Annotated in this window: 26 protein-coding genes; 5 read left to right on the forward strand and 21 right to left on the reverse strand. The window is 45.8% G+C overall.

The window, feature by feature from the left end; all coding sequences use genetic code 11:
• Nucleotides 1-26: 26 nt before the first annotated feature.
• From MSED_RS05565 to MSED_RS05575, 3 genes are all read right to left on the reverse strand, one after another.
• A complete protein-coding gene (locus MSED_RS05565; RefSeq protein WP_048060052.1) occupies nt 27-212 on the reverse strand; it encodes a hypothetical protein in 186 nt (61 codons plus the stop codon).
• 506 nt (nt 213-718) lie between these two features.
• Complete coding sequence (locus MSED_RS05570; protein ID WP_012021051.1) at nt 719-1,201, reverse strand: hypothetical protein; 483 nt, start codon at nt 1,199-1,201, stop codon at nt 719-721.
• Between the two features lie 58 nt (nt 1,202-1,259).
• A complete protein-coding gene (locus tag MSED_RS05575) occupies nt 1,260-1,946 on the reverse strand; it encodes an ADP-ribose-binding protein (protein WP_309498308.1) in 687 nt (228 codons plus the stop codon).
• 134 nt (nt 1,947-2,080) lie between these two features.
• On the opposite strand from MSED_RS05575, the gene MSED_RS05580 reads away from it, so the two are divergent.
• Both MSED_RS05580 and MSED_RS05585 read left to right on the forward strand, forming a co-directional pair.
• Nucleotides 2,081-3,316, forward strand: coding sequence for an AAA family ATPase (locus tag MSED_RS05580; protein ID WP_012021053.1), 1,236 nt, complete (start codon nt 2,081-2,083; stop codon nt 3,314-3,316).
• Nucleotides 3,317-3,327: 11 nt separating this feature from the next.
• A complete protein-coding gene (locus MSED_RS05585; protein ID WP_144418757.1) occupies nt 3,328-4,056 on the forward strand; it encodes a hypothetical protein in 729 nt (242 codons plus the stop codon).
• A gap of 257 nt (nt 4,057-4,313) precedes the next feature.
• On the opposite strand, the gene MSED_RS05590 is transcribed toward MSED_RS05585, so the two are convergent.
• Nucleotides 4,314-5,243: a hypothetical protein gene (locus MSED_RS05590; RefSeq protein WP_012021055.1), complete on the reverse strand. Its 930-nt coding sequence runs from the start codon at nt 5,241-5,243 to the stop codon at nt 4,314-4,316.
• Nucleotides 5,244-5,584: 341 nt separating this feature from the next.
• Here MSED_RS05590 and MSED_RS05595 point away from each other — a divergent pair, with 341 nt between their 5' ends.
• Complete coding sequence (locus MSED_RS05595; RefSeq protein WP_012021056.1) at nt 5,585-6,769, forward strand: AAA family ATPase; 1,185 nt, start codon at nt 5,585-5,587, stop codon at nt 6,767-6,769.
• Nucleotides 6,770-6,914: 145 nt separating this feature from the next.
• Here MSED_RS05595 and MSED_RS05600 read toward each other — a convergent pair whose 3' ends face one another.
• The 14 genes from MSED_RS05600 to MSED_RS05665 all read right to left on the reverse strand — a co-directional run bounded on the left by MSED_RS05600 (nt 6,915) and on the right by MSED_RS05665 (nt 19,729).
• Entirely contained in the window at nt 6,915-7,385 is a 471-nt protein-coding gene (locus MSED_RS05600; protein ID WP_012021057.1) for a hypothetical protein, read from the reverse strand.
• Nucleotides 7,372-7,995 (reverse strand): molybdopterin-dependent oxidoreductase, encoded by a 624-nt coding sequence (locus MSED_RS05605; protein ID WP_012021058.1) that lies wholly within the window; start codon nt 7,993-7,995, stop codon nt 7,372-7,374. The genes MSED_RS05600 and MSED_RS05605 overlap by 14 nt, the downstream gene beginning before the upstream one ends.
• Nucleotides 7,996-8,285: 290 nt before the next feature.
• Nucleotides 8,286-9,755, reverse strand: a complete 1,470-nt coding sequence (locus tag MSED_RS05610) for a thiamine pyrophosphate-binding protein (RefSeq protein WP_012021059.1) — start codon at nt 9,753-9,755, stop codon at nt 8,286-8,288.
• A gap of 63 nt (nt 9,756-9,818) precedes the next feature.
• Nucleotides 9,819-10,268 carry a 4Fe-4S dicluster domain-containing protein gene (locus tag MSED_RS05615; RefSeq protein ID WP_080512764.1) on the reverse strand — a complete coding sequence of 150 codons (450 nt, stop codon included), beginning with the start codon at nt 10,266-10,268 and terminating at the stop codon, nt 9,819-9,821.
• 18 nt (nt 10,269-10,286) lie between these two features.
• Nucleotides 10,287-11,522 (reverse strand): RNA-guided endonuclease InsQ/TnpB family protein, encoded by a 1,236-nt coding sequence (locus MSED_RS05620; protein ID WP_048060053.1) that lies wholly within the window; start codon nt 11,520-11,522, stop codon nt 10,287-10,289.
• Nucleotides 11,488-12,135 carry an IS607 family transposase gene (locus tag MSED_RS05625; protein ID WP_012021061.1) on the reverse strand — a complete coding sequence of 216 codons (648 nt, stop codon included), beginning with the start codon at nt 12,133-12,135 and terminating at the stop codon, nt 11,488-11,490. Before MSED_RS05625 ends, MSED_RS05620 begins: the two co-directional genes overlap by 35 nt.
• A gap of 42 nt (nt 12,136-12,177) precedes the next feature.
• Complete coding sequence (locus MSED_RS05630; protein WP_052292728.1) at nt 12,178-12,429, reverse strand: 2Fe-2S iron-sulfur cluster-binding protein; 252 nt, start codon at nt 12,427-12,429, stop codon at nt 12,178-12,180.
• Between the two features lie 4 nt (nt 12,430-12,433).
• Nucleotides 12,434-12,757 (reverse strand): hypothetical protein, encoded by a 324-nt coding sequence (locus MSED_RS05635; protein WP_012021062.1) that lies wholly within the window; start codon nt 12,755-12,757, stop codon nt 12,434-12,436.
• The gene (locus MSED_RS05640; RefSeq protein WP_012021063.1) at nt 12,754-13,155 is read right to left on the reverse strand and encodes a succinate dehydrogenase; all 402 of its coding nucleotides are present in this window, start codon (nt 13,153-13,155) and stop codon (nt 12,754-12,756) included. Before MSED_RS05640 ends, MSED_RS05635 begins: the two co-directional genes overlap by 4 nt.
• 1 nt (nt 13,156) lies before the next feature.
• A complete protein-coding gene (locus MSED_RS05645; protein ID WP_012021064.1) occupies nt 13,157-14,878 on the reverse strand; it encodes an FAD-binding protein in 1,722 nt (573 codons plus the stop codon).
• A 1-nt stretch (nt 14,879) separates the two neighbouring features.
• Nucleotides 14,880-15,455 carry a FumA C-terminus/TtdB family hydratase beta subunit gene (locus MSED_RS05650; protein ID WP_012021065.1) on the reverse strand — a complete coding sequence of 192 codons (576 nt, stop codon included), beginning with the start codon at nt 15,453-15,455 and terminating at the stop codon, nt 14,880-14,882.
• Nucleotide 15,456: 1 nt separating this feature from the next.
• A complete protein-coding gene (locus tag MSED_RS05655; RefSeq protein WP_012021066.1) occupies nt 15,457-16,341 on the reverse strand; it encodes a fumarate hydratase in 885 nt (294 codons plus the stop codon).
• 500 nt (nt 16,342-16,841) lie between these two features.
• Nucleotides 16,842-18,227, reverse strand: a complete 1,386-nt coding sequence (locus MSED_RS05660; RefSeq protein ID WP_012021067.1) for an MFS transporter — start codon at nt 18,225-18,227, stop codon at nt 16,842-16,844.
• A 143-nt stretch (nt 18,228-18,370) separates the two neighbouring features.
• Complete coding sequence (locus MSED_RS05665) at nt 18,371-19,729, reverse strand: FAD-binding oxidoreductase (protein ID WP_012021068.1); 1,359 nt, start codon at nt 19,727-19,729, stop codon at nt 18,371-18,373.
• Between the two features lie 88 nt (nt 19,730-19,817).
• Here MSED_RS05665 and MSED_RS05670 point away from each other — a divergent pair, with 88 nt between their 5' ends.
• Complete coding sequence (locus MSED_RS05670; protein ID WP_012021069.1) at nt 19,818-21,254, forward strand: aldehyde dehydrogenase family protein; 1,437 nt, start codon at nt 19,818-19,820, stop codon at nt 21,252-21,254.
• Nucleotides 21,255-21,280: 26 nt separating this feature from the next.
• Here the strand turns inward: MSED_RS05670 and MSED_RS05675 are convergent, their stop codons facing one another.
• The 3 genes from MSED_RS05675 to MSED_RS05685 all read right to left on the reverse strand — a co-directional run bounded on the left by MSED_RS05675 (nt 21,281) and on the right by MSED_RS05685 (nt 24,455).
• Nucleotides 21,281-21,856 (reverse strand): MFS transporter, encoded by a 576-nt coding sequence (locus tag MSED_RS05675; RefSeq protein ID WP_048060054.1) that lies wholly within the window; start codon nt 21,854-21,856, stop codon nt 21,281-21,283.
• A gap of 7 nt (nt 21,857-21,863) precedes the next feature.
• Nucleotides 21,864-22,634 (reverse strand): MFS transporter, encoded by a 771-nt coding sequence (locus MSED_RS05680; RefSeq protein ID WP_158497969.1) that lies wholly within the window; start codon nt 22,632-22,634, stop codon nt 21,864-21,866.
• A 348-nt stretch (nt 22,635-22,982) separates the two neighbouring features.
• Entirely contained in the window at nt 22,983-24,455 is a 1,473-nt protein-coding gene (locus tag MSED_RS05685) for an APC family permease (RefSeq protein ID WP_012021070.1), read from the reverse strand.
• 303 nt (nt 24,456-24,758) lie between these two features.
• Here MSED_RS05685 and MSED_RS05690 point away from each other — a divergent pair, with 303 nt between their 5' ends.
• Nucleotides 24,759-25,745, forward strand: a complete 987-nt coding sequence (locus MSED_RS05690; RefSeq protein ID WP_012021071.1) for an Ldh family oxidoreductase — start codon at nt 24,759-24,761, stop codon at nt 25,743-25,745.
• Nucleotides 25,746-25,791: the final 46 nt, after the last annotated feature.

A 25,791-nucleotide genomic window follows, 5' to 3' on the forward strand; every position in this document is an offset into this window, starting at 1 on the left:
TTAGCTCAATCCCTATAGGTTTCTCCTCAGGTCCTGATCATGAATGATACCACAATAAATACTGCAAAGAGAACAATCTCAAGCACTACGACGTATAGGAACGCTAATCTTAGACCCGGAGTATCCTTTGTACGCAAATATGCTATCAATCCTGTCACCCAGGATATGAGAAGTCCTATGGCGACTCCTCTAAAATAGTCCGAATTAGCCATAATAGTAGTGTAAAATATCAAGAATAAAAGGATGTATTTGGTTAGGTTCTAATTTTCTACTTCTATGCGGTTCAAAAGGCGTGAGGGTCTATTGATCTTGATCTCTGCACTCTAACCCCACTAATCCTTGAGACCCAATTAAGGTTTCAAGTTACAGGGGTGTAACTTGTTTTCGACGCATGGCCTAAGGACTCCTTCTAAGGCCTCTATGGCAAGGAAGGATAGCTAAGAGGGGACTACCCTTGGCAAAATTCATTCTCATGTGGGACTCTCATCGTACGTGGATTTCCTGAGTAGATAAAATCTTACTGCTATATCTGCCTGATATTATTTAGGTCGGAGCTCACTTTCTCCAACAAAATTAAATTCAACGTAAAATCGTAGATATTTTATATCAGTTGGGATGGTAATCCCCGAACTTCACCTATACTATCCATACTAGCTAGATCTGACTTCAGTCACCAGATAAAACTAGTTTATCGGTTTCATGATTTGATATGTGCAACTCACTCTCCCTTAAGTAGTTTCACCTTTCCTCCCTCTATCTTAACCTTCTTGTCCTTCATGGGTCCACGAACATAGGCTGCGTATTCTTCTCCCAAGGCACTCCTTATCTCCTCGAGAGTACTTTCCCCTCCTATGTCCCTCAGGAAATTGATGATCTCCCTCTCCATGAGTTCAGGCGTTAACTCCTCCTCTTCCTCGTTCTCTGCCCTCTTGGTTCTCTTGTATTGTTCGTACGAGAGTTCATCAAGCTTGGCGAAGGTTCTCACATGTCTCCTGTAGGTCTCTATTATCCTGTAGGCTATGTCGAGGGCTTCTTGGTCGGACAACCTTATCATTTTATCTCCAGAATCGTCGCCGATTCTAATGAAGAAACCGCCATCTATTACAGAGCCGTCCTTTATTATCGGGGAGGAGTCTCCGACTCTTATCCAGACAGTTGTTCCGTCGTCCCTTTTGTGAACCTTTCTTACTATGATGGCCATTACCTGAAGTTGGTAAAGGGTGAATATAAAGGTTCTCGATTGCCCCCAGTAAGGAGACCTAGCTAGACTCCTGTAGTTCCCTTGTGAAGACCTTCTCAAATGTGGAGTATGCCATGTCGTCGTAAAGTACCACAATCACCTTCTCGAGGATTTTAGGCTTGTAAGATCTAAGAACGCTAGCCATAACCCTTGCGCATACCTCCATGGGATAGCCGTAAATCCCCGTGGATATGGCTGGGAGAGCTAGACTCCTCAGTCCAAGTTCCTCTGCCTTCTCCAGAGATCTCCTAATGGCAGAGTGCAACTTGTCCTCTCCCTCCAAGCCATACCTCGGACCGACAGCGTGAATCACGTATTTCGCCCGCAGGGATCCTGCACCAGTGACCGCAACCTCTCCGACGGGAACAGGACCGTGTTCCCTGACGTATTGGTCACTTTCCCTTTGAATGGCCTCTCCACCTCTCCTGACAATGGCCCACGCTACTCCCCCTCCATGGGAGAGGTATGAGTTTGCTGCATTAACAATAGCATCTGCCTCGATCTTCGTGATGTCTCCCTTCATCAGGTCAACCTCAAATCCAAGGTTGAAGGTTTTCACGAGATAATCTTCGAGTACTATCTTAAATCGTTCACGTTGACTAGCCCCTGTCAAGGTGAAATCTTCAACGATCCTCCTCTCAGACCTTATGTGGTGATTATGTATGACCAGTTTCGGACTCATAACACGTAAATTTCGAATCATCATAAGGAGATTTGGGGGTCTTGTTCCCTGATAAACAGGAGCTATTACGTGAGATTCTTATTCATCCATGCCCTCTCTGATCTAAACCTTCTCCAAGAAACGATAATATTTATTGTTGTTGACTGATATCGTGTAGTATGATATACAGGGTAATTCCCTCGAGGCCAGTGACAGTGATAGAGAGCTTACCGAACAAAAGTGTATCCTCTGACGATCCGAGCAGTTTCCTTGTGGTTGATCAGGAGGATAATCCCCTGGACTCTTATTGGGACGGAAAGAGACTCTACGTCGTTCCTAAGGAGAACACCACTGCTATTTACCTCATAGAGGCCTCACCTGGTTCCACGGAGTTCAAGGGATCCAACCCGCCCATGACGGAGAGACCCTCATCACCCGGTATTCCACGGGAAGTTGGGGTTGATAGGTTGAGGTTCTCCAACTTCAAGGGGATCGCTGAGGGTGAGCTTGATCTTAGGGACGTGGCGATCATATTAGGAGGAAATAACGCAGGCAAAACAACCGTCCTGGAGGCCATCTACCTGCTCCTTAATCCCGACATAAGGGAGGCGTTCAACGTCCTTCCATATCTTCGTCAGGTCGATGAATTGAGTGTAAAGGCTGGCATTAACGAGATCCAGAATTGGGTAAACCTGTTCCGATACTATCAGAGGGGAAATTTTAGGATTGAGTCTGGATCGAATTTCGTGGAAGGTCGTTACGATAACCAGAGAATTCTCCTGAAGCATCCGGATTATGAGGCTGGCATGACTCCTGGTGAAGGATTTAGCATCATGAAGGGAGTTTCCCCCGAGTCTAGAATTGAAACCTTGTTATTCAGTCCAAGACTTGCATACGTTTATTTCTCGAGAATAGCTCAAAATTGGGAGGAAATATCCAATCTAACCGAAGCCGTAAACTCTATTCTCGACGAGTTGAATGAAATTAGCAATGAAAAGTATCAATTTATCACCTTCGAGCCCTTCAGAGGTATTCAGACGCTGTACCTAGTGAAGGATGATAAGAAGAGAGTTAGGATTGCTGATGTAGGTGAGGGGTTCAAGATATATGTAATCCTGAGGCTAATGTTTGAGTATTATAAGCCAAGGGTTCTCCTATGGGATGATATAGAGAGTCACATGAATCCCTTCACCCTAGCCTCGATTTCAGGTTGGCTCTATAGGATATCCAAGACAAGGCAGATCCTTGTGTCTACCCATAGTCTCGAGGCTGCGAAGATCGTGATGAACGCCACAGGAAAGGACAGTATAATAGTGGATGTTATCGATGGTAAAATGACATACAGGAGACTTTCCCTCTCTGAGTTAGAGAGATATGAGGATTTGGGAGTTGATCCCAGGACCCTGAGGGTTTAACGATGAATATAGTGATCAGAGCTTCTCATCTGTTTTCTAGGGCGAGGATAACGATAGAGATCCTTCGTGACTTAAGCAAGGTCGATCAGTCCCTCAAGGTAAATATCCCCAGCTTAATGGCAGGTGGGAAGGCTGATAGGGGTCTATTAATCCTTAATGGTAGGTTGGACCTCGAGATCATATTGGCCGTTCTATCATCGGCAGGGCTTAACAGCGAGAATCCCTTGGATATTTTGCAACCTAAGGCTATGAGAGGGCTAATCAACTGGAGAAAAGCAATCAAAGAGGTCTCACAACTTGGGCATAGAGTATACGGGGTCATAGGAGATATAGATAGCGAGGAAAATATTGAGAGAATTTTTGACAACAATCAGAGTTACCTTCAATCCCCTTACGAGTTTACGGATCCTGATAGGAAGATATTTCTAGCATTTAATGGTGTACCCAGTGATAAAAGATTCAGTCAATTTGAAATGGAACAGAACATAATTAGATGTTTTGAAAGAGTTCCCAAGTATGCCCCTGTCGTCAAGGAGCTTCTGAGATCCGGACCAGTGGACCCAAAGATAGCTCTGAGGAACTTTCAGGAAAAGTATGAGCGTGACGGTAACCTAAAGCAGAAGGTTGGAGGAAGACCATTAGAACTTCATCAAGCTTTAATGTACTTCATCGTGAAAAACCAGGAGTGCAGAAGCGAATTCCAACATCTATATGATCTAGTGAAGAAAGTGATAGCCTAAACTTGTCCGTTAACCCTTCTCGGTATAGTAAGATGCAATCTAATTGGAGTGTGAATTTTATCAAAGATGTAAAATCTAATCCACAGGCCGTGATGAGATTTAGTACACGAAACATGTATAAAAATCAATTCCACGTTGTTGAACCATACCATACTAGTAATTCTCGAGGCATTTCTATTTAGGCCAGCTTCTCATGCTCCTCTTAAAGGAACCGTCAAAAATGAAATAGTAACCCGAAAACTCCTCGATTAGTGATCTCATCTCACTTTCCTGAGATTGATCGTGAGCGTATCATTAACTACCCTCTTTGAGACCATTTCCGCTACCCCAGGCAAGTTCACCCTAATCTCCTTTCCCCTTACCTCTATCACGAGCTCGTCTCGCTCAACTCTGGCGTTCACCTCATCCTCCCTTGCGTCACTGAGCTCCATCACTACAAGAATGACGTCTCCGTTCACAATTACCTCAGGCTCACCTGAGGCAGAGATCGGCTTCCCAAGGTTAAACCTCCTCACTACTCCCTCCAGTAATGAATGTAGGGTGCTCACTTCGAGGAGTAACTCGTTGAGCCTGTCCCCAAGCTCGTTGTATCTCACCATTACTTTCACTAACCCTTCAACAGTGTCCATCAGGTCCTGAACAACCGGAGTCAGCCTAGATTTCAGATCCTCTAGTCTTCTAATCTCCAACTCTGGATCTATCGAGGAGGGGTCCTTCTCCATCATTTCCACAACCCTGATAACCTCCTGGTACTCCTGATTTAGAAGGCCGGCCTCCTTCACAACCTGCATGGACTTGTCCCTAAGTTTCTCAGTTTCCGCAGACAAGGTTCTACTCATCTCCCTAAGCCTCTTGAACTTGTCCCATAGCCCATTGGCCTTTAACTTGATGTTAGCCATGTCAAGGAGAAGGTTTCTCACATCGTCGCGGAACTCCCTTGTCACGTTTCCCGGTAACTCGCGTAGGTCCTCTATTGCCCTCCCTATTTCATCCATGTAATACCCGTTAATCCCCGCCAACTTCTCGATCTGTTCTAGGGTCTTGGTCACCCTCTCAAGGACTTCATCTAGGTCCTCCATGACGCGTCTGCTCAGGGATATGGCCTTAGTCATCTCCTTGTGCTTTCCAAACAAATACACGATTAACAGCAACATCCTCCTTTCGTCGTCATCCGTCCATTGGGACATGATTTATTTTAACCTTGAGAAGATATAAACCTGACCTCGAGGACATGAAGGGTTGGGGTGTAGTAGTATTCTCGCGGTCTTTCCCCGCGTGAAGATGGCTCATCACTCCTCACGGGTCTTCCAGGGTGGAGAAGATTTTGGTAACTCCAGGTTAAAGTCAGGTTTCGAGTGTCCTCTCCATCTAACTCGTCAAAGATGTCAGGGAAAGTAAATACTCTTCCTCTAGGCATTGTCAACCGTCCAACCCATACCAAACACGTGAGAGGTTCATAGCTACACACGTTCAATCGCTTGATCTGTGAGGAATAGTTTTATGTATCTAGTCTCATAAGACTAGTCTCATGAGACTAGTACTACAGAGAAAGGAGTGCGAAGAGCTCAAGCGGGTAGATTACTGGATATTGCTTTTCGGGAGAAGGAAAACTGGGAAGACGACGCTAATCAAGAACTGTGCCAAATACGATTATTTCGTCACAATAGCCAATGAATCTGAAGGTCTGCTCGAGGACGGTGAGAGGATAGGAATCCCAGAGCTGTTGAGGGAAATTCGCTCAGAGGTGAGAAGGGGTGGTAGGGTGGTCATTGACGAGTTTCAGAGATTACCAGAGAGGTTCTACGCGGACATCTCCACTCTCGACAGGACGGGAGGGCTAGTCCTAGCCGGCTCGAGTTACGGGGTTCTCAACAAGGTCTTTGACAGTAATTCCCCACTTCTCGGCCTTGTGACCCCAAGAGAGATTCCCATCCTGAGGTATGAGGAGGTCTTGTCCCAGGTTGGGGACCCAGTTCTCTCAACTCTCTTCAGGGATCCGTGGGTTATCCCCTTCGTGAACTCCTACGGGGAATTCCTGGATAGGATAAGGGAGTTCTCCCTCATCTCCAAGGGGTTAGTTGGCGAAATATTCAAGGAGGAGGAGAGAAGCCTGACCGAGCTGTACTATCAGTCCCTCCTGAAGGTGGCTGAGGGCGTGTGGAAGACCTCGGATCTAGCGGGTATCCTCCAGGTTAAGGGAGGAGAGGCCACCGTTTCCTCCCTGATGAACCGGTTAAGTAAGATGGGCTTAGTGAGGAAGATCAGAACCCTGGGGAAAGAACTGTATTACAGGCACGTCTCCCCAGTGATCTCGTTGGCGTTTTACGCTGAGTCAAAATATCTAGTCAGTGACAGAGACGTCAAAATCCCAGAGTTGCCCATTGGCCTCGAGGTTCAGTTCTCAGTGGGCGAGATGATCAGCGAGTACTATGGCGGAGACTTCGTTTACTCCCCTAGGGAAGACATCGACGTGATTGTCATGAAGGGGAGGAGAAGGTTGATTGCCTTTGAGGTCAAGATGGGCGAGATAAGTGAGTCAGAGGCAAGGGAGGCGGTGAGGAGGATGGGTAGGGTCGCGGAGAGGGTGGGGCTGATAAGCTTGAGGGAGAGACCCCCCGAGATCGGTGACGTCTCCTTGGGGCCTACGGAGCTTCTTGAGATGTCCAGGGAGTTGGTGGCGGGGAAAAGGGTCCCAGGTCCTGAGGTGGATTGACGGGGCGGGGACAGGACAGGGGATCCGCTGGTTAGCCCCAATATCACCGTTACCCAGGTTTGACTCCGCTCACATCATAACCTCGAGCGAGATTCCAGAGATTCACTAGTTCCCAAGTCTCCTCTTCCTGGTCCTAGACTTCAGCTCACAGGAAGTATTCCAGATCAAGGTAGAGCATGGCGAGATAAAGCAAGATCCAGGTTATGGGTATTACGTAACTGTAAATTACTTGATTCTTGACTCCCCTGCTCACGAGGAGAGATCCGAAACCCGACACCGTGTGAAGCGTGAACAGCAGACCCAGGGGGATGACCAGAGCCAGGTGAAGTTCTAGGGAGAGGCCCCTGGTTAGGATCCCGAAGGTCAGATTGGAGATCACAGTGGACGTGGAGGGACCTGAGCCGAAGCCCGTCACTCCCTCGAGGATCGAGAGGATCAAGAGAGCCAGCGAGGTGTTTCTCCTGAACCCGGGGGAGTAGATTGAGTCCTTCGTGAACGGATTGAATGCCCTTGACGAGAAGGCAGAGAGGACAATGACAGCTAGGGTCGCGTAGGGATACAGGGCAGAGAAAAAGGAGAGAGCAGAAGCCAGCAGGAGAACCTTACTTCTTTGCATCGTCAGGATACCCCAGCGACTCCCAGTAACCTAGGACATTCCTTGAGGTGAAGTGTAACCTCGTGAGCCACTTCACGTAGGTGTAACCCCACCACCCAGGGACCGCAAGCCTCACAGGGAAGCCGTGATTCACGGGAAGATTCTGCCCGTCAACCGCGTAAACGACCAGGACGTCCTTCATCGCCTTCTCAAGGGGTAAGTCAGCGACGTAGCCGTCGGCACCGTACGCGAGGATCTTTATCACGGAGGATGAAGGGTTGACCTTCTCTATCAGGTAGCTCATGGGAACGCCCCTCCACACCACATTCGCGCTTAACAGGGAGGGTAGGGAGACACACTGAATCGTGTCCTGAACCTCCTGGTAGGGCATCTGAAGGATGTCCTGGTAAGTCAGCTGGAGAGGGTTCTGTACCTCTCCGTCGACCGTGAGGACGTAACTGGAGATGGAGAGGGAGGGAGTATAGTTGCTGTATTGGACCACATACCAGCTGGAGAAGGAGGTGAGGCCGTGGGACCCACTCTGAAGGTTTAGCCCCAACCTCCCGAGGACCAGGATTGACGAGGTTATGACGAGGGCCTTGAGGAAATCTCTCCTTCTCTTTAGATCCATAAGTATCACTGGACTGTGGTTATTATCTATTTTTTCCCAAATCATGACCAGGGAGCTATTCCTAGAGACATATCCTATTTTCAGTCTAGCGAAATCAATTTCTAGGGAGGGTAGTTTGAAGACTGTAGTTACTCGACGGGGGTTAGTAACGAGTTGAACGAAATCTCTGGGGAGATCATGTGGGGCAGTTCACCCTCCTCTCGAAGACACATTAACGCGCCCATCTCTGGACCTAAAATTTTGAAGAAGACGGGTCTCTATGTTTAGTCTTTCCATGACAAGCTAGCAAGTTATTTTAGTACAATTTCCACAACTCTCCTCTTCCCTCCCTTTTCCATTAGCCAATCCACACCATCTGCTAAATGGTCAGTCTCGAACGTCTCAAATCCATAAGCCTCAGCGACTTTTAGGGGTTGTGTCCTTGGATTGAAGAAGTTAGCTTGATAATCAGCTCTCCCCCTCAACGATTCATACCCATGGTTGTTAAGTATCATTATTCTCATTTCTAGGTCATAGTAGGATGCGGTCCAAAGTGTCTGTGGAGAAAAGTGGAAACTTCCATCTCCTATGAGAGTGACAGCCTTACCTCCGGCAGTAACGTAGCCCAGTGATGCAGGTAGAGCCCAACCCAGGAATCCAGATCTATTGGAGAAGAAGAGATGTTTCCTAATCCCAATTACTTTCTTAACTACCTCCTTATGGGACGGAGTCTCTTCAAATATGGCGTGTCCGTTTAGCTTTGAAACCAGGTACTCCATTAGCTCCGTGACCTTATTTTTGTTATCCGGCTTGAGATCGTGAGAACCGACTTTTTCCCTTACCTTAGGGAGAAGGTGTCTCAGGAAGTCCTTTGGATTACAGAGGACGGTTCTCCAAATCCTCTTGGATTTCTCCTCTGGGTCCATGGTAATCTGAAGTATGTTGAACCTGAACTCTTGGTCCATGTACAACACGTTGTGAAGGGTACCTCCGAGGAGGAGGACTAGATCGTATTGACCAAGAATCCTGTTTATCCCACTGGCACTTCTTGGTAATATAACGTCGATCTTTGAACCTGGAGACCGGGAGAAGTGGGGTTCTGTGAAGATAGGTGAACCCACCTTTCTTGCCAACTCCACAACTTCCTCGTGAGCATCCACTATGTCCAATTCGTATCCTGCAACTACTGCAACTTTATTGACTGCATTGATCTCCTCGGCTACCATCTCTACGTCTAGGAGATTGCAGGGACAGTTCCATTCAACTCTTCCAGAGATGTAACTCTCCGTGTTCCCTATCTCCTCCTCCATGATGTCATATGGTAGCCCGAGGATAACCGGTCCGGGCGGAAGAGAAACAGCCGTTTTGATTCCCCTAATCAAGGCTTTACTAACTTCCTCCTTCCTTCTCACCTCTATCACATCCTTTGCATATGGAACGGTCCTTAGATCTACGGAAAGTATGGGCTCATCCAACAACTGGGTAGAAGACTGTTGCCCCACCGTGATGAGAAGGGGAGTTCTGTCAAGTCTTGCCGAATAAACGTAACCCAAGGAATTCATTAACCCAGGAGCTGCATGCGTGTTGGTTACCCCTACCTTACCTGTCATGAGAGAGTAACCACTGGCCATACCTATGGCTGGGCCATCGTGGAGGGCTAGGAAATATCGAAATTCGCTCGGTAGATACTTGAGAAAGGAAATCTCCGTGGTTCCTGGGTTCCCGTACACGGTTGTGGTAGAACTTGACAGGGTTTTGAATATTGATTCTGCTACATTCATTTTATCACCTTAAACAGGATGTTTTGCCATGAAAAGCTGTGACCGACAAGACCTCGAAAATACTCACGGTTTACCACCTCTAAGAAGAGACGATTTAACAAGTTGTATGGCGAGGGAGGGATCAACACCCTTGGGACAAACGAAGGAACACGAACCTGCAACTCTACATGACCACACTCCCTCTGGCGTGTCTAACTTTAGAACTCTCTGGGGATTCCTATCCCTTGAGTCTGCAGAGTAGCGGTAGGCCACGTTTATTGCAGCAGGTCCCGGGAACTTCTCGTTTGTCGCAACGATGGGGCAGGCAGAATAACATAGGCCGCATTGTATGCAGTAGTTGAACTGTAGGTATCTCTTAACCTGATTGTCAGTCTGGGTATATGCCCTTGTGGGCCTCTCCTGCTCCTCATCTCCAATTAGATGGGGAGTTACAGACCTGTACTTCTGGAAGAACGGGATAAGATCGGGGACTAGACCTCTTATGGTTGGTAAGTTTCTAAGGGGTTCAACCATTATTTTCTCCGTTTGTCCCTACACTTTCATTTCACTCATTTTATCTTCAATCATGATCAAGTGTAGGGACTTAGCCCTCAACCACCTGCCAGCCTTAACGACAGGTGGGTCATGGGACTCCTTCGAGCCCAACGGCACGGGGCTCACATCTCCAGCTCTTTTCCTCAAATTATATAACGCAACAACATCCCTATGCCACCTCTCTCCTCCCTTCCCACAAACACCAACCCTTGGGGCAGAGCCCCCATCGGGTTGATAAATAATCTTCGACCCGTGAACAAGGCAAATAGAAGAAGTATAAGAAGGATCAACCAAGATTACGGGAACACCAAACTCCCTAGCCTTCTCAACAATAGCATTTTTCATTGAAGAAAATGCCGAACGATAAATCCTCAACCTAAGCTGTTTATCCTTCACGCCCTTAACCATATGCTCCGGAACTCTCTTTGGCAAATCCTCCAAGACTATAGCACTCCTACTCCCAAAAGCCTCCTTAACAATCAACTTAGCAAACTTCCTCCTAACATCAAGCTTCTTATCCCTCTCCCTCAACTTCCTTAACTTCCTCCTAACCTCCCTATCCTTAGTAGACCTACCATTAGTTATCGACCTCCTTTTATACTCATAACCCAGAGTAATCATCCTAGTGTTAGTCTCTAAAAGTATCGGCTTCCCATTAATTAATACAGAGACTGAACCCTCATTCAAATCAACTGGAATAAAACCCCTTGGATCGTAAGATTTAACATCCTTCTTAAAAACTATGAAGAACTCTACAACATTCCCCTTCAACAGTTTAAACCTAGCCTCACTAGCAATTAACCAATTGTCGTTATAATACCTCCAAAAGATCTTTGGAAAGATTGGAGAAATGAAAACTCTACCCCTCTTAGTAGCAATTGAAATCACGCTGAGGCTGAACTTCCACAAGTGGTCATCAAGATGAACAGTAACCCTCCTAACTGACGGTCTGTCAGTGTAACTCCTTCCTCTCTTCTTCAACTTATTGAAGCTATCTAGCCTCTCGCTGGCATCTTCACAAGCGGTGTAAATATAATGGGATGGCAAGTCCCTGTGCTTCTCCCTCTCAGTCTTGTAAATCCCAGCCTTAATCCTAGTGAATGACGTTGTGTTCTTTGCAAGCCCGTAATTTACTGCCTCCTCAAGAACCTCTCTATACTCTTTCTCAACTTCTTTGAGTGCTGAGTAGGTGGCGTAATTAACCTTGACTCTTAACTTCACCGTCCTCTCCACTTAACTCACCTATTAGTTTTTTTGCACCTTGAACTAGGAGTGTTTTTTTATGGCTTCTCATTCCGTAAATTTTTCCAGCGAATGATGTGATGATGGAGATTAAGTCTTCAACTAGTTCTTGTGTAGAATCTTTTGGTTCTTCTCCGAAAACTACTTCAATCTTAACACCCATTGTTGTGAAGAATTCTTCAAGGTATTCAAATCCGAATCTTGTTAGCCTATCTTTGTAGGTTATTAGTATGACGTCGACGCTTCTTTCCTCGACTAGTTTGAATAGTCTGAGTAAACCTTTCCTTTGTGTGTTTAATCCGCTTCCAATATCTTTTATTATTTCTATTGCCTTGTAACCTTTTGCTGTTGCGTAGTTCGTTAGGTAGTTTATTTGTCTCTCTAAATCCTCTTTTTGGTCTGTTGAGGATACTCTTGCGTAAATTACTGCCCTTATTTCCTCCCTTCTTTCTAGGTATTTTTTCACCTCGCCGTAGGGTATTCTGTACTTCCCGCCTTCAGTTGTTATTGCCCTAATTTTTCCTTCCCTAATCCATCTTAACAAGGTTGTGTATGAAATGCCGAGCAGTTGGCAAGCCTCCCTGGGTCTCAGTAGTTTCTCCACAAAATTAGCTGATAATAGACGAATATAAAAAGTTTTCAATTGTCATGAAAAAGGATTCAGCCCAAGGCTTTTTACCTTGGTTAGGCAAGCCAGCCTTGGTTTACCATTGATCACCATTCCGCAAGAACCGCACAATGCCATCCTACAGGAATAGCGGAGGACTAGGCTAGGATCTCTCTCCTCCCTAAGCTTTAGGAGTAACTCGAGCACTGTGGTATAATCATCTATCTCCTCTTCCTTGACGTCAAAGGTCTTCACATTCAAGGTTTTTCCGTCCTTTACCATTACCTTCATGATATCACCCGATCACCGTTAATATGCCGAGGGCAAGTACAAGGGTAAAAATCACGACGATCACCCCCATGATTGCCTTCACTCTGCCTCCGTTACCTGAATCTATGAGAGCTCTCCTTAATCCTAAGCCTGAGTGGACAAGGGTGAAAAGTAAGAGTAGCACAAGCGCAGTGGAGTATCCCACGTTCTCAAGTTCCCTGACCACCACGCCATAGGAGACGTTTCGGCTCAATCCTCCAGGCGAGAGGATAAGGAGATGTACCGTCACGAGTGCCAACACCAGAATTCCCGTCCCGTAGGTCAACATCCTAATTGTGGACTCCCTCATGAGAAGATCACCAGTCCTGCGACTATGGTGAGCACTATCCCTATTACCCCCATTATCATGACGTAGGTCTGGTGCCTTTTTCCCGTGAGCCACGTGGTATAGGGATACTCCTGTTCCTTAGGTTTAGTTAGGAGGTGGCCAGACTCTATCAACATTATCCTAATTCCATTCAACCCGTGGAATATTAGTGCCATCATTATCACGACTAAGAGGACCTTTCCGAGGACGCTCTCGTCAATAGCAAGTAGGGAATTCCATACGTACGAGCCATATCTCACCTCATGAACGAAGACGATGTGGCCCACAATGAATAGTGTTAACCCCCACCCAGTTATCCTGTGGAGAGCCATGAGGGTTCTCTCCTTGTTCCAGCCCAGTATCCTGAACCACTCCCTCACGTTAATACACCCTCTCTGTTGGCTTCCACTTGGTGATGTTTACCGGAATGTAGGATATTACCGGTCCATCGCTCCTGTAGGTTGCCAAGGTATGCTTCAGGAAACCCTGATCGTCCCTTGAAGGGAAGTCCTGTCTGAAGTGGGCACCCCTTGACTCCCTCCTGTTCAGGGCCGATACCGCTATTACCTCAGCCATATCCAGCAAATTCATGATTTCGTGAGCATGTATCCATTCAAGGTTATACTCGAATGCCCTATCCCTAACGTAGACCCCGGTGTAAGCCTCCTTTAGACCCTTTATTCTCTTTATGGCGTCCAGAAGTCCCTCCTCGTTCCTGAACACTCCCACACCATCCTCCATTACCTCCTGCAGTTTGTTCCTCACCTCGTACGCAGTTATGGATCCGTTCTCCTTCTTTATGAGAGAGTAGGATCTTTCCACTTCAAGTTTCACCTTATCGTTCAAGTCCTCAAGGACGTCATTTTCAAGTTTTGAGATATAGTTGAAGGCACTTCTCCCGGCCCATCTCCCCATGACTAAACAGGCCGGTAAGGAGTTAGAGCCTAGCCTATTTGCCCCGTGAAGACTCACGTTGGCCACTTCCCCTGCTGCGAACACTCCCTTTAGTGGAGTCGAGAGTTCAGTTCCCTGAACGTGAATTCCTCCCATAGAGTAATGCGCCGCAGGGAGGACTGGGATGGGCTCTTCTAGGGGATCCTTACCTAGGAACTGGATTGCGTTCTCCCTGAAGGTCTTGTAGATGGTTTTGAGCCTCTCCTCTCCCACTGGCCTAGTATCGAGGAGAACTGCCCTCATACCCCTGGGACCCCCAACGCCCTTACCCTCCTTGATCTCCGTAAGAATTGCCCTAGTTACTACGTCCCTGGCCGCAAGCTCCATCTTCCTCGGGGCATACTTCTTCATGAACCTCTCCCCCTCAGAGTTAAGGAGGAGAGCCCCATGTCCCCTTAATGCCTCAGTCGCTGGAATACCGTATGGAACCATGGTAGTGGGCAACCATTGAATGAACTCCATGTCCTTGAGGGGTATCCCCGCCCTATAGGCTATGGCAAGTCCGTCACCTGTTACCGTGTGGGAGTAGGTCACGTATTTATATATCCTCCCAATCCCACCGGTGGCCATGATCAAGGCCTTACCCTTGAACAGGTAGAAATTTCCCGTTGCCCTATCCATGGCGAGAAGGCCCCTGAACCTGGAACCGTCGTGAATTATGGCAGTGGCGAAATACTCGTGGTAGAACTTTATGTTGTTCCCGCCCAGGGCCCTATCGTAAAGGGTTTTCATGAGGAAAAATCCGGTTCTATCGTAGGCGAAATACGTTCTCGGAACTTCGTGAGCCCCAAAGGCCCTTGCCAGCAGGTTTCCCTCCGAGTCCCTAGCCCAGGGCATCCCCCAATGCTCAAGCTGAAGGATTTCCTGGGGAGCATCCACAACAAATTGCTCCACGGCGTCCTGATCTGCTAGGAAATCTGACCCCTTAACTGTGTCGTATGCGTGTTGCTCAAAGGAGTCTCCAACCTGCATGACCGCAGCTGCTCCTCCCTCAGGAGCCACAGAATGAGACCTCATTACCTGAACCTTGGACAGAACAGAAACCTCGTATTTCCCCCCTGAAAGCTTATCGAACTCTATCGCTGACCTCAGGCCAGCAAGTCCACTTCCCAGCACGATGAGGTCTGTGGTAATTACTTCAGCGTCCATTTCACTCCTCCTTTAGAAGGGCGTTCAAGTTCCTCAGCACTTTCTCCCTATTCTCCATAAGAAGGTTACCTCCCTGAGCGTCTATGGCCACAAAGGCAGGTCCTAAGGAGTTTACCTCAACCTCGAAGAGTGCCTCTCCCCTGAGGTCCTCCCACCAAACCTTGTTAACCCTCTGTATGGATGAGGTAGCTAGTGCAGCGGCGCCTCCCACGAAAAGGAGGTACACCGACTTGGCCCTTGAAAACTCTGGGTTCATCCTCTCGCTCAGCTCTCCCTTCCCTACAATACCCTTCACCCCAAGCTCATTGAGGAGGCGAGGAATATACTTTTCCATGCGCTGGGAAGTGGTTACCCCAACTGAGAGGATTGTGTACCCGTTGGAGTCCTTTGTGAAGCTTGGTGCCCCAAAGAATACAACCTGGTCTTTCAAGTTTACAGGTGGAGCAACTCCCTGCTCGAAGATTCTCCTGAGGGTAGCGTCTCTCATGATGTAAATTTTCCCTGAGAGGTATACCTCTTCTCCAAGACGTAAAGATTGGACAACGTCCTCCTTGAGTGGAGTTTCCAATTTACTCATCTCAATCACCCATGTTAACCTTCATGTCGAGGGTTACCTCAGCCGTAGCCCTTTCTCCCCTCCAACACTGGACGTTCACGGCAACGGGCAAGCTACTTATGTGTGTTTCCCCAATTTCAACGTGAACCCCTATGGCCGTGAACTTTCCTCCAACACCCATGGGACCCACTCCCAACCCATTCACCAGGTAGAAGAGCTCCTCCTCAAGTTTAGCTCCCTCAGGGTCCGAGCTCCTGGATCCCACAGGACGCATAACTGCCCTCTTAGCTAAGTGAGACACCGATTCGAAATCTCCTCCAATTCCTACCCCCACTATGTAGGGAGGGCATCCCTTCCCTCCAGCGTTCGCTATGGTCTCTAACACGAACTTCTTCGCCCCCAAGATACCATCCGCGGGCCTAAGCATTTTCAGGGATGACATATTCTCAGAGCCTGAGCCCTTCGGTAGGGCGGTAATTCTTATTTTATCCTTTAGTTCTTCGTTGATTTCAAAGTGTATTATTGGTGAACTTCTCCCCGTGTTATCACCCGTGTTTTCCCTAGTAATGGGATGTACCATGTTGGGTCTCAAGTGATACTTCAGCGTAGCTTTCCTCACGCCCCGCGCGATACTATCCCTAAGCTTAGGAAGGGAGATCTCGAAATCTCCCAGCTCTACGGAGTACACTGGCGTTCCCGTATCTTGACATACAAGTAGGTTCCTTTTGGTCGCTACCTCTATGTTCTTCATTATCGTATCCAACACTCGCCTTCCCAGCTCACTTTGTTCCATCTCGTAGGCCTTTCCTATTCTTTCAACCACGTCCTTTGGAATGACTGTAAGGGCCTTATAGTAAAGAGTTTCTGATACCTCCTCTACAAGGCTATAGAAAGTATCCGAAGTCATTAACTATAGTAAGATGAGCATGATATATATACCTTTCTGTATACCAATTAGTATATAATGATTATTCGGTAAGTTTCTATCCTTTCGAAGACATTAGGGTTTATTATCTTGAGATCATGGTCTGAAATCATCTGCTCAATAACCTAACACTTTGTTATGCGATTACAGCTGAATGCTTAAGTTCGCGTTTAGGTTATGACTATGATATACTTTATCTATGTTAGCCCAGGACCTATGGTTCGCCATAAACCTATAACTCTAGGCTAAGGTTCTCTCCTAATTCTTCGTCTATCATGCGTAGTCACGTTCATATATCCTACTGTCAACGACGTGTATTTTTATCGGTTCAAGATCTGGCTACATCACTGTCAAGGGAAACTATTTGTATCAATTGGCTACATCACGACAATCCCAATACGCTCTCTAACGGATGGTTATATTGATAAAGAAAATAAAAAACTTTTATAATAAACTATCCTCTATAATACAATGATCTGCAGTTATCTAAATCTATCAGTTATTTCTTCTAACGACTTTCCTTCCACCGAACCCCTCTTACCAACCAATATCATTACGGTCATAACTCCAATAAGAGATAATAATCCTAGGAAAGCGTATAGAGCCGGAACACCACCTAATGATAACAGCACAGGTTCAATGAACCCTGTTGACGCCAGGGATAGCCTAAATGCCATTATGTTAATTCCAGATGCTATACCTCTCATGTTTGTAGGATATAGCTCTGCACCCCAATTTATAATGATTGTCTGAGAAAATACGCTACTCCCATTGGAGATGAATATCAAGGGAAGTAGGGCATCCACATTATGCGTTAGCGGAATTATCAGTAACGTAGAAATTATTAATACAGTACCTCCTATTATCAGTGAATTTAATCTACCAATTTTATCTGTAATAAGAGCTAAAATTAAAGTAAATACGATTTCTGATACCCAGACAACTGGGACTTGCAACAGCACTGAAGTAAGCTTAGACAATCCCAAACTCTGCGTGATGTAAGGGAAGAAATAGGTGGATAGTCCTGCGGGCATAGCGGTAGCATATATCCCAATAAACGTTGGGACAATGAGGAGAAGTAACAGAGGTATATTTTTACGAATATTGAATGAACTAGTGATATTATTTACCGTCTCTTGGGGTGAACTCCCCGTGACCTTCCTTACCGCCTCAACTGCCTTATCAGTTTTTCCCTTGAATAGAAGCCATCTAGCAGACTCTGGGACAGTAAACCTTAATCCTGCTCCGATAATGATGGGTATCAAGCCTGTCACGAATATAATTTTCCAGATTTCTGGTGAGATCGACGATATTGACAAAAAGTAGTAGCTCACCAGTGTTCCGACCACAAGTCCGCTTTGCGCCAGTACCCAAAACAGCGCCAATATTCTTCCCCTAATTGCCTTTGGCGCAAACTCAGACAGAAACGGCAGTGCGGCGCCGTAATCGCCCCCTATTGCAAAACCTGTTAGTATCCTGAATAGCTCAAACTCGTGGAAGTTAGTGGCAAATATGGACAAGGTCGCAAAGACAAGCATAACAACCAAATCCACGAAGAACATTCTAGCTCTGCCTAGGAGGTCCACCAGTGGTCCCCAAGTTATTGCGTCTATCAATATACCTATATTAAGAAAGAACACGAATTGGCCATAGACTGACGTCGTCACAGAGAAATACTTTAAATAACTCAAGCTGGACGGTGTCAATATCCCCGCAGTGTTATAATAATCGGCAAATGCTCCTATTCCAGCTACCAATAGAATGAAAAATATCTTTCTATTGGAGCGAATATTATCCAATGCATCAAATGGGTTATGAGTCTTTTTTACTCCTTCACTATCCTTGTCTGGATTACTCTTGATAACCATATGTATGCACTCTCTTATATAATGTTGTATACAATGTTTCTTAAATAGTTTTTGTTATTTAATAGTACAACGTGTTTTATGCTCAATGAGAATTTTTAGAAAGCCGATTTCATTAGTTATTAGTATCTCCACATCATTATAGATTAATCCTTATTAATTAGGTAACGACTCCAGGCTAGCTCAACGAACTTGCCAGGATTCATAAAGTGGTGCGGATCGATACAACCTTTAATGTCATTCATGATTTTAAGAACCTCAATGCCGTTATGAGCTGTTAACTGTTCCTTCATTAAATCAGCTTTCATGTAGCCTATTCCATGTTCACCCGAAATTGATCCTCCTAGTACTATTGCTATCCTTCCTATCTCGTCATAGATTTTCGTAAGTCGAGGATCGTCTCTACTCGAGATCAGAATATTTGGGTGTAAATTTCCGTCAGCTATGTGCCCCAAAATGGCTATCTTAACGCCGCTCTTTTCCTCAAGTTCCTTAATTTTCATAAAAGCTTCATCAAGTTTAGATAGGGGCACAACAATGTCCTCCGAAACTCTTTCGTTCCACTCAGCCTTTAGGGCCAGTCCTGCCAAGGCTCTTTCCGATAGAGTTTTATCCTCATCCACCTCTGTGAATGTAATAGAGTGCTGTCTTAACACTTTTTCAATTTTTTCTCGATAAGTCGAAGAAGAGGATAGTGTAATCGTCCCACCGACGCTCTCCGGTATATTAGTATTAAAATGTTTATTTATTGTTTTAGCTACTAATCCATCCATATATTCTGCCACATCTATAACGACGCGATTCTTTCTAAGTTCCCTGATTATCTCGGTACCTTGTCTGAAGTCAGACAGTTCCATCATGATCGAGTATTTTACCTCTTCAGGGACAGGAATGATCTTGAACCAAATCTCCGTCACTATGCCAAGCGTTCCCTCACTACCCACGAAGAGGTGAACTAAGTCGTACCCGGCTCTATTCTTGACGAACGGCTCACCAACTCTTATCACCTTTCCAGATGGTAAAACCACCTCTAAGGCAAGCACCCAGTCTCTGAAAGTGCCGTACCTTACACTTCGCATACCTCCTGAGGCGTTATTGACTACTCCTCCCACGGAACATGCAAAGGAACTAGCAGGCTCGGGAGGTATGAAGAAGCCGATTTTTTTAAGCTCATCATTTAATTTTGAAAGGATCAAGCCCGGTTGTACTCTCACGTACCATTCCGTATCATTTATCTCGACTATCTTGTCCATGAACTTCATGTCAATTAAAATACAACCATCACATACCAAGTGCCCGGCTAAACTGGTACCTCCACCCCAGACTACGATGGGTAAACCATGTTCTCTTGCAATATTTACTATTTTCGCTACTTCCTCAGTTCTAGATGGGTAAGTCACCACGACTGGTCTTACTCTATTATTGAGGAAATCTGTCCTTTCTTCCAACGAACACTTAATTCCATCCAATTCCCTTAGAATGTTTTCGGACAAAGAAATCCACATTCTCAATTGAGTCTTTACTCTTTATTAGTTTTTACTTATTACAAAGGTCAATAATAAGGTTTATAATGAAGAATACTGAATTGTATACATGGAAGCTCTAATAGGAGGAAAAAGAATCTCATCCGAGTCTAAGATATCGGTTAGGAATCCTGCAACCATGGAGACAGTGGATACGGTTCCCTTGCTGTCAAGGGAGCAAGTTAAGGAAGCCATAGAGTCAGCATGGACAGCTCTAGATGCCTTGAATTCTCTTTTAATTGCAAAAAGGTCAAGGCTACTCCTCCAGGTTTCGCAGTTGATTAGGGAAAACCTCCAGGAACTCGCAATAACAATGACTAGGGAGACAGGTAGACCAATAAAGAGTTCCAAGGGTGAGATAGAGAGGACAGCACAGATCTTTGAGCTTGCGTCCTCTGAGGTAAGGAGGGTTTTTGAGGGCAAATATATACCCCTACAAGAGTACGAATTTCCTGCAGGAAACGAGAGGAGGATGGCCTTAATCACTAGGGAACCCATAGGTGTGGTGGGAGCCATTACTCCTTTCAATTTCCCGGCAGCCAGTTTCGCTCATAAAGTCGCTCCCTCTCTTGCAGTGGGAAACAGTGTAGTGTTTAAGCCCTCATCCCTGACCCCCTTGACACAACTGAAACTGGGGGAACTAGTATCAAGAGTTTTCCCTCCTGGTGCCATTAACGTGGTTACAGGGGATTCTAGCATGATAGGAGACGAATTCGTAACAAATCCCAAGGTTAGCGTGATCACCTTCACTGGCTCTGCGTCTGTGGGACTGGGACTAGCAAGTAGAGCCATAAGGGAAGGTAAAAGGGTTATCATGGAGCTAGGGGGAAGCGACGCCATGATAGTACTGGAGGATGCTGACCTAAAGAGGGCCGTTAAGTCCGCGTTGTTGGGCAGGTACGACTTCGCGGGCCAGTTCTGTAACGCGACCAAGAGAGTCATAGTCAGAAAGGAGATAGAGGACAAGTTCTCGGCCCTATTGCGTGAGGAAGTAAGCAAGCTCAGGATTGGGGATCCGCTAGACGAAAACACCGACCTATCCCCCTTAATATCTGGGGAGGCTAGGGAAAGGATGAAGCTATTTCTAGACGATGCCGTCTCCAAAGGGGGAGAAATAATATACAAGGGAGAAGTTCAGGAGAGGGGCAACTATTTCCCTCCCGTAATCCTTAGATTGAGGCCCTTCTCCGACCTTAAGGTACTTAAGGAGGAAGTCTTTGGACCGATTCTTCCCATAGTGAGCGTAGATAGCGATGACGAGGCCGTGGACGTGGCTAACTCAACTGAGTATGGACTTGACGCATCTATCTTCACAAAGGACTTCGGCAGAGCTCTAAGGATTGCCTCTAGGTTAAAGGTCGGAACGGTTGTGATAAACGATACCACCAGACTAAGGTGGGATAATCTCCCCTTTGGAGGTACAAAGAAAAGCGGAATAGGAAGAGAGAGCGTCCTAGACACAATGCTTGAAATGACAGAGACAAAACTAATAGTCTATAGTGATTAAAAAATTTTTATCTTTTTATAAATTTTCTATTTCCATAATTTCTCCAGCGATTTCCCCTTTGTTTCTGGCATCATTACTACGGTTGCAATGAACGCCACAATTGCTGCAGCTAGCATGACGTATAACGATTCATGGAATGACATCAAAGGAAATACAGCCGTAGAGAAACCTGCTGCAATAATCCTAGAAACTCCTTGCTTCCAGCCCTCCATTGTGCCCCTGATCCTCGTGGGAGCAAGCTCCGCTGAAAGATCCAAGTGGAGCCCACCCTGGAAATTCAAGAAAAGTGCCAACAATGAGTAAATGACCAAGAGGGCAATCTTACCTACGGTACTGGGGACGAATATTAACGCCAAGAATGCAAGGATACTGCCTATCCATCCTATGCTAGCCATGGGTTTACGCCCAAACCTATCAATTGTATAGGCAATGATCAGTATTGCAATAATATTCTCGATCCAAAATAAGGCACCCGCAGTCTCCACAGGTATCTTCAAGGAAGTGGCGAAGAGTGAGCTGAGAACACCCGCTGCGACGAACGCTATCTGATAGCCAGTATAATATATTGCAATAAACGCTGAGTTCCTAGAGAATTTCGTCAATAGTTCTTTATAATACGTGGTTCTTAACTTTCTCTACCTTGGCGGACTTAATCGCTTGTTTTTCCTCGTCTGAAAGAGGTCTCTCTATGACCCTTTCCACTACGGCAATAGCTTCGTCAACTCTATTCTGCTCCAGGAGCCATCTTGGCGATTCTGGACTACCCAGTCTGGCCACAGCGATTATGACAGCAGGTATTATTGCAGAGGCAACGGCAAACCTCCATGCATCTAAACCTCCAACTGACAATAGCCAGTAACCTACCAATATTGCAGCTAAGGCTCCTATGGGATAGAAAAGAATATCGTATGCCATGAACTTGCCTCTAGACTTGACAGGAACAAATTCCGAAAGATATGAGCTGGAGATGGGATAATCGAGACCTACACCGATTCCGACTAGTAGTCTGAGCGCAAATAGCATATACCCATTTAACGAGAATGCCGACAACCCTGCTATTATGACGAAGAAAACCAGGTCTATGATAAACATTGTCTTTCTTCCTATCTTATCCACGAGGTAACCCGAGATTAAGGCCCCTATACCTGTTCCTATGACTACTGCAACCCCGATAGCAGTCACTAACAATGCGGTGAGATGAAATACGGACTTAAGTTGGTTTAAAACCGGAGTCAGCACGACCGTATTATATGCGTCTACGAATACTCCTCCTCCCACGAGCAAGAGCATCTTATAGTGGAACCATTTTTCCTTCGAGAGATCTAGATTGTTGAATAGTCTCTCCTTTACCTCTTCCCATGAAAGCGATTTATCTGCCATAACATTCCTCATTATAGATTAGAGCATGTAGTATATATTTTTTTATTATATGTCATATCTTATGCTGTATACTATAACGAATTCACTGTCATATACATAGTGATAGTCTTCTGTAGTGTCTGAAACGTTAGAGAATGTACCAATGCCTAGATGAGGGATTTTACCATTCGGATATCAAGGTGGAACATATTGGTGAAGGAGACGGTTATAGGCAATGAATAAGGTCTAGGTGTCATGTATATCCGGGCACTTCTGGGAGCCTTTCCCTACACGGAGATCTTTACCTATTTAAAGGCCCAAATAGTCTATAAAAATAATTAGATTATGTATTTTTTAATAATAAAAATATCATTCCAGGGGTAGCTCTTTCTTTATTAGATCATTTAGATCGATGTTTTTAGTCCGTTTGTTATACATTTTTGCGATTTCATAGATGAGGAAACCTATCACTATAACCAATATCACTTGAAACGAGGGTTGAAGGAGAATTGAAACGTGGGGTACAACGGCGACGCTTGGAATAATAATAAGCGTGACTATTATACCTGCTAACCCTGCTATGATCGCACCTATTGTCGTCACTTCCTTTTCCCATTCTTTCTTGCTACTCTTGGTCGAGATAAGAAGTACCCCTGCCCCGAGAGCCATCATCTCAAGTAGGACAGAGAGGGATCTTACGTCCACAGCGGACACACCCACGCTAGTTGTATAAACTAGGTATATTGATGCAAATAGCGCGCATACCAGCAGGGAGAAGTCGGGTGCCTTAAACTTGTTAGTGTGAGTGAAGACCTCAGGAAGTATCTTGTCTTGGCCCCAGGCAAAGAGCGTTCTACTGGAGGTAAGTAACTGGGGCATGATTGTCTTCATTATAATAATTGTAACTATGATTGAGAATATAGCTCCGATAAGTTTCGGTTCAGATATGCTCAGTATGCCAGGAATGGTAGCGTAATAGGAATACTTTGATTTTATTAACGCAAACACTTGCCCTCCAGTTATTGCGTGGAAGACTGCAAGCGAAACTAAGGTAAACAGGACTAACGCAATCAACCACGCTAGGAATATACCCCTTGGCATGTCCTTTTTGGGATCCTTAGCCTCTCCACCTAGGAGAGGGGCCGCGCTTATGCCCGCATACGCAAAAATGAACAGGGTTACTGTACCGAAAATATCCGAGTAAGTTAGGGGAGGTGTAGTGTAACTGGGAATCGTTCCATGAAATATTTGACTCGATAAATAACCAGTGTAGACAGAATTAGCGGTGCCGAAACCCGCAACCATTGATATGATTGCCCCTAGCAAAACGAGGGCAAACAGCAGAGTTACCACAACTCCATAGCTTCTCACGCCCGTGTAATGAATTAAGAAGAAGGACCATATTAGGGCCAACCCCAGCACAATATGCCCTGTAAATGTAGCGAACCACGCCCCAGAGGATATCCCCAATGACACGAGTGTTGAAGCTAGGGTAGATCCAACAGTGTAGCTAATGAACCCTATGGCAGATACTATTCCAATCCAGTATAGAAAGTGAACAATAAATCCCACCTCCGGAGTGGTAGTTCTAGATATCCAGACGTATTGTCCTCCGCTTCTGCTTGCCACCTTGCCAAACTTCTGATACATGAATACCTTGGGAAGCATGAGCAATCCAGTTATGAACATGATTGCTGGAACAAGGTTGAGTATGGCAGGATATGATCCAATACTCTGTGTGGCTACCGCGTTGATACCAGCTCCGTATTCTTGACTTACTGCCGAGGCTATTATGGCCACGGGTCCTATTACCTTCGCCAATTTGAAAGGTTTGTCTGACACATGAATATATGCTTCTGTATACTTTAAAAACTTTTATATAGTATACGATAGATTATGTCAAATCTTACCGATATCTAATCATTCTGTGGGTAGACATTTTTCAGTTCAATTACGGTTTAGCCTCGAGAAATATTGCAGTAGTCAAGACACGCAAAACTGGGAAAAATGCTGTTAGTCCATGGAGCTGAGGCCACACATCCCGTGTTAAGTCAGCTTCGCTTCTTGCACGTTGAACCTAGAGCTATTTCCTGTCCAGATCCCTATACTCCATGGAGGAATTGAGATGGGCTTAATAGGGAGAGCATGTCTGTCTTAAACAGGATGAACGTCAGCGCAGAAGAACTGAAATCCATTATCGTGGAGATATTGAACGAAAGGGAAGTCGAGGGAAGCGAGGTTATAGCGGACCACATGGTTGAGGCAGAACTTAGGGGACACTCCTCTCACGGAGTTCAGAGATTGATACCCCTTGTGAAGGGGGTAGAACTAGGAACGATCTCAAGGAGATTACAATACGACGTCCTAAAAAAGGAGAGGGGATCCATGTGGATCGATGGAAAACATAGCGTCGGAATAGTCCTGTGGAACCAATTAATCCAACACGAGTTCGACGAACCCTCCAGTGTCATAGCAGTGAAGAATGCTTCCCACATTGGTTTCCTAGGTTATTACACGGATAAACTAGCCACACGAGGTTATGTGGGGATCATGTTTGGAAATGCCGAGCCCGCGGTAGTTCTCCCCGGTACCTCAAGGAAACTCCTGTCCACAACGCCCCTCTCAATTGGTATTCCCCATGCCCCTCCCATTGTCTTGGATATGGCCCTGTCATCCACGTCAAGGGGGAAAATATTGGAGGCCCAGAGAAAGGGCGAACCCATACCCGAGGGATGGGCAGTGGACAGCGAGGGAAAACCGACCACCGATCCTGAGCTTGCCCTAAGGGGTGGGATACTCCCAATCGGGGGAATAAGGGGTTTCTACCTCATGCTAGTCCTTGAAATACTGACGTCATTCATTTCGGGATCGGCAATGGGTCCTAACGTGAAGGGGGTACTTAACACTGAAAATCCTCCTAATAAGGGAGAAATATTGATTGTAATAAATCCATTCTACTTTGCGTCTTACACTGAACAGATCGATGAAATCAGGAAACTTCTGGGAATGGAGTTCCCTGGGGAGCACGGCCTTCAATTGAAGGCCAGGAGGCTGACCGAGGGCATACCCATTGATGCACAGCTTTGGAGTACTCTGGTCAAGATGAAGGAAAAGATTCCCTTCTTTATCTAGTTCAGTCTTTCTCATGTTTCGACGTTCCCCGCAGATTTTCATTCTC

Origin of the sequence: Metallosphaera sedula DSM 5348 (assembly GCF_000016605.1) — an archaeon.
In the GTDB taxonomy this organism is placed as follows: domain Archaea; phylum Thermoproteota; class Thermoprotei_A; order Sulfolobales; family Sulfolobaceae; genus Metallosphaera; species Metallosphaera sedula.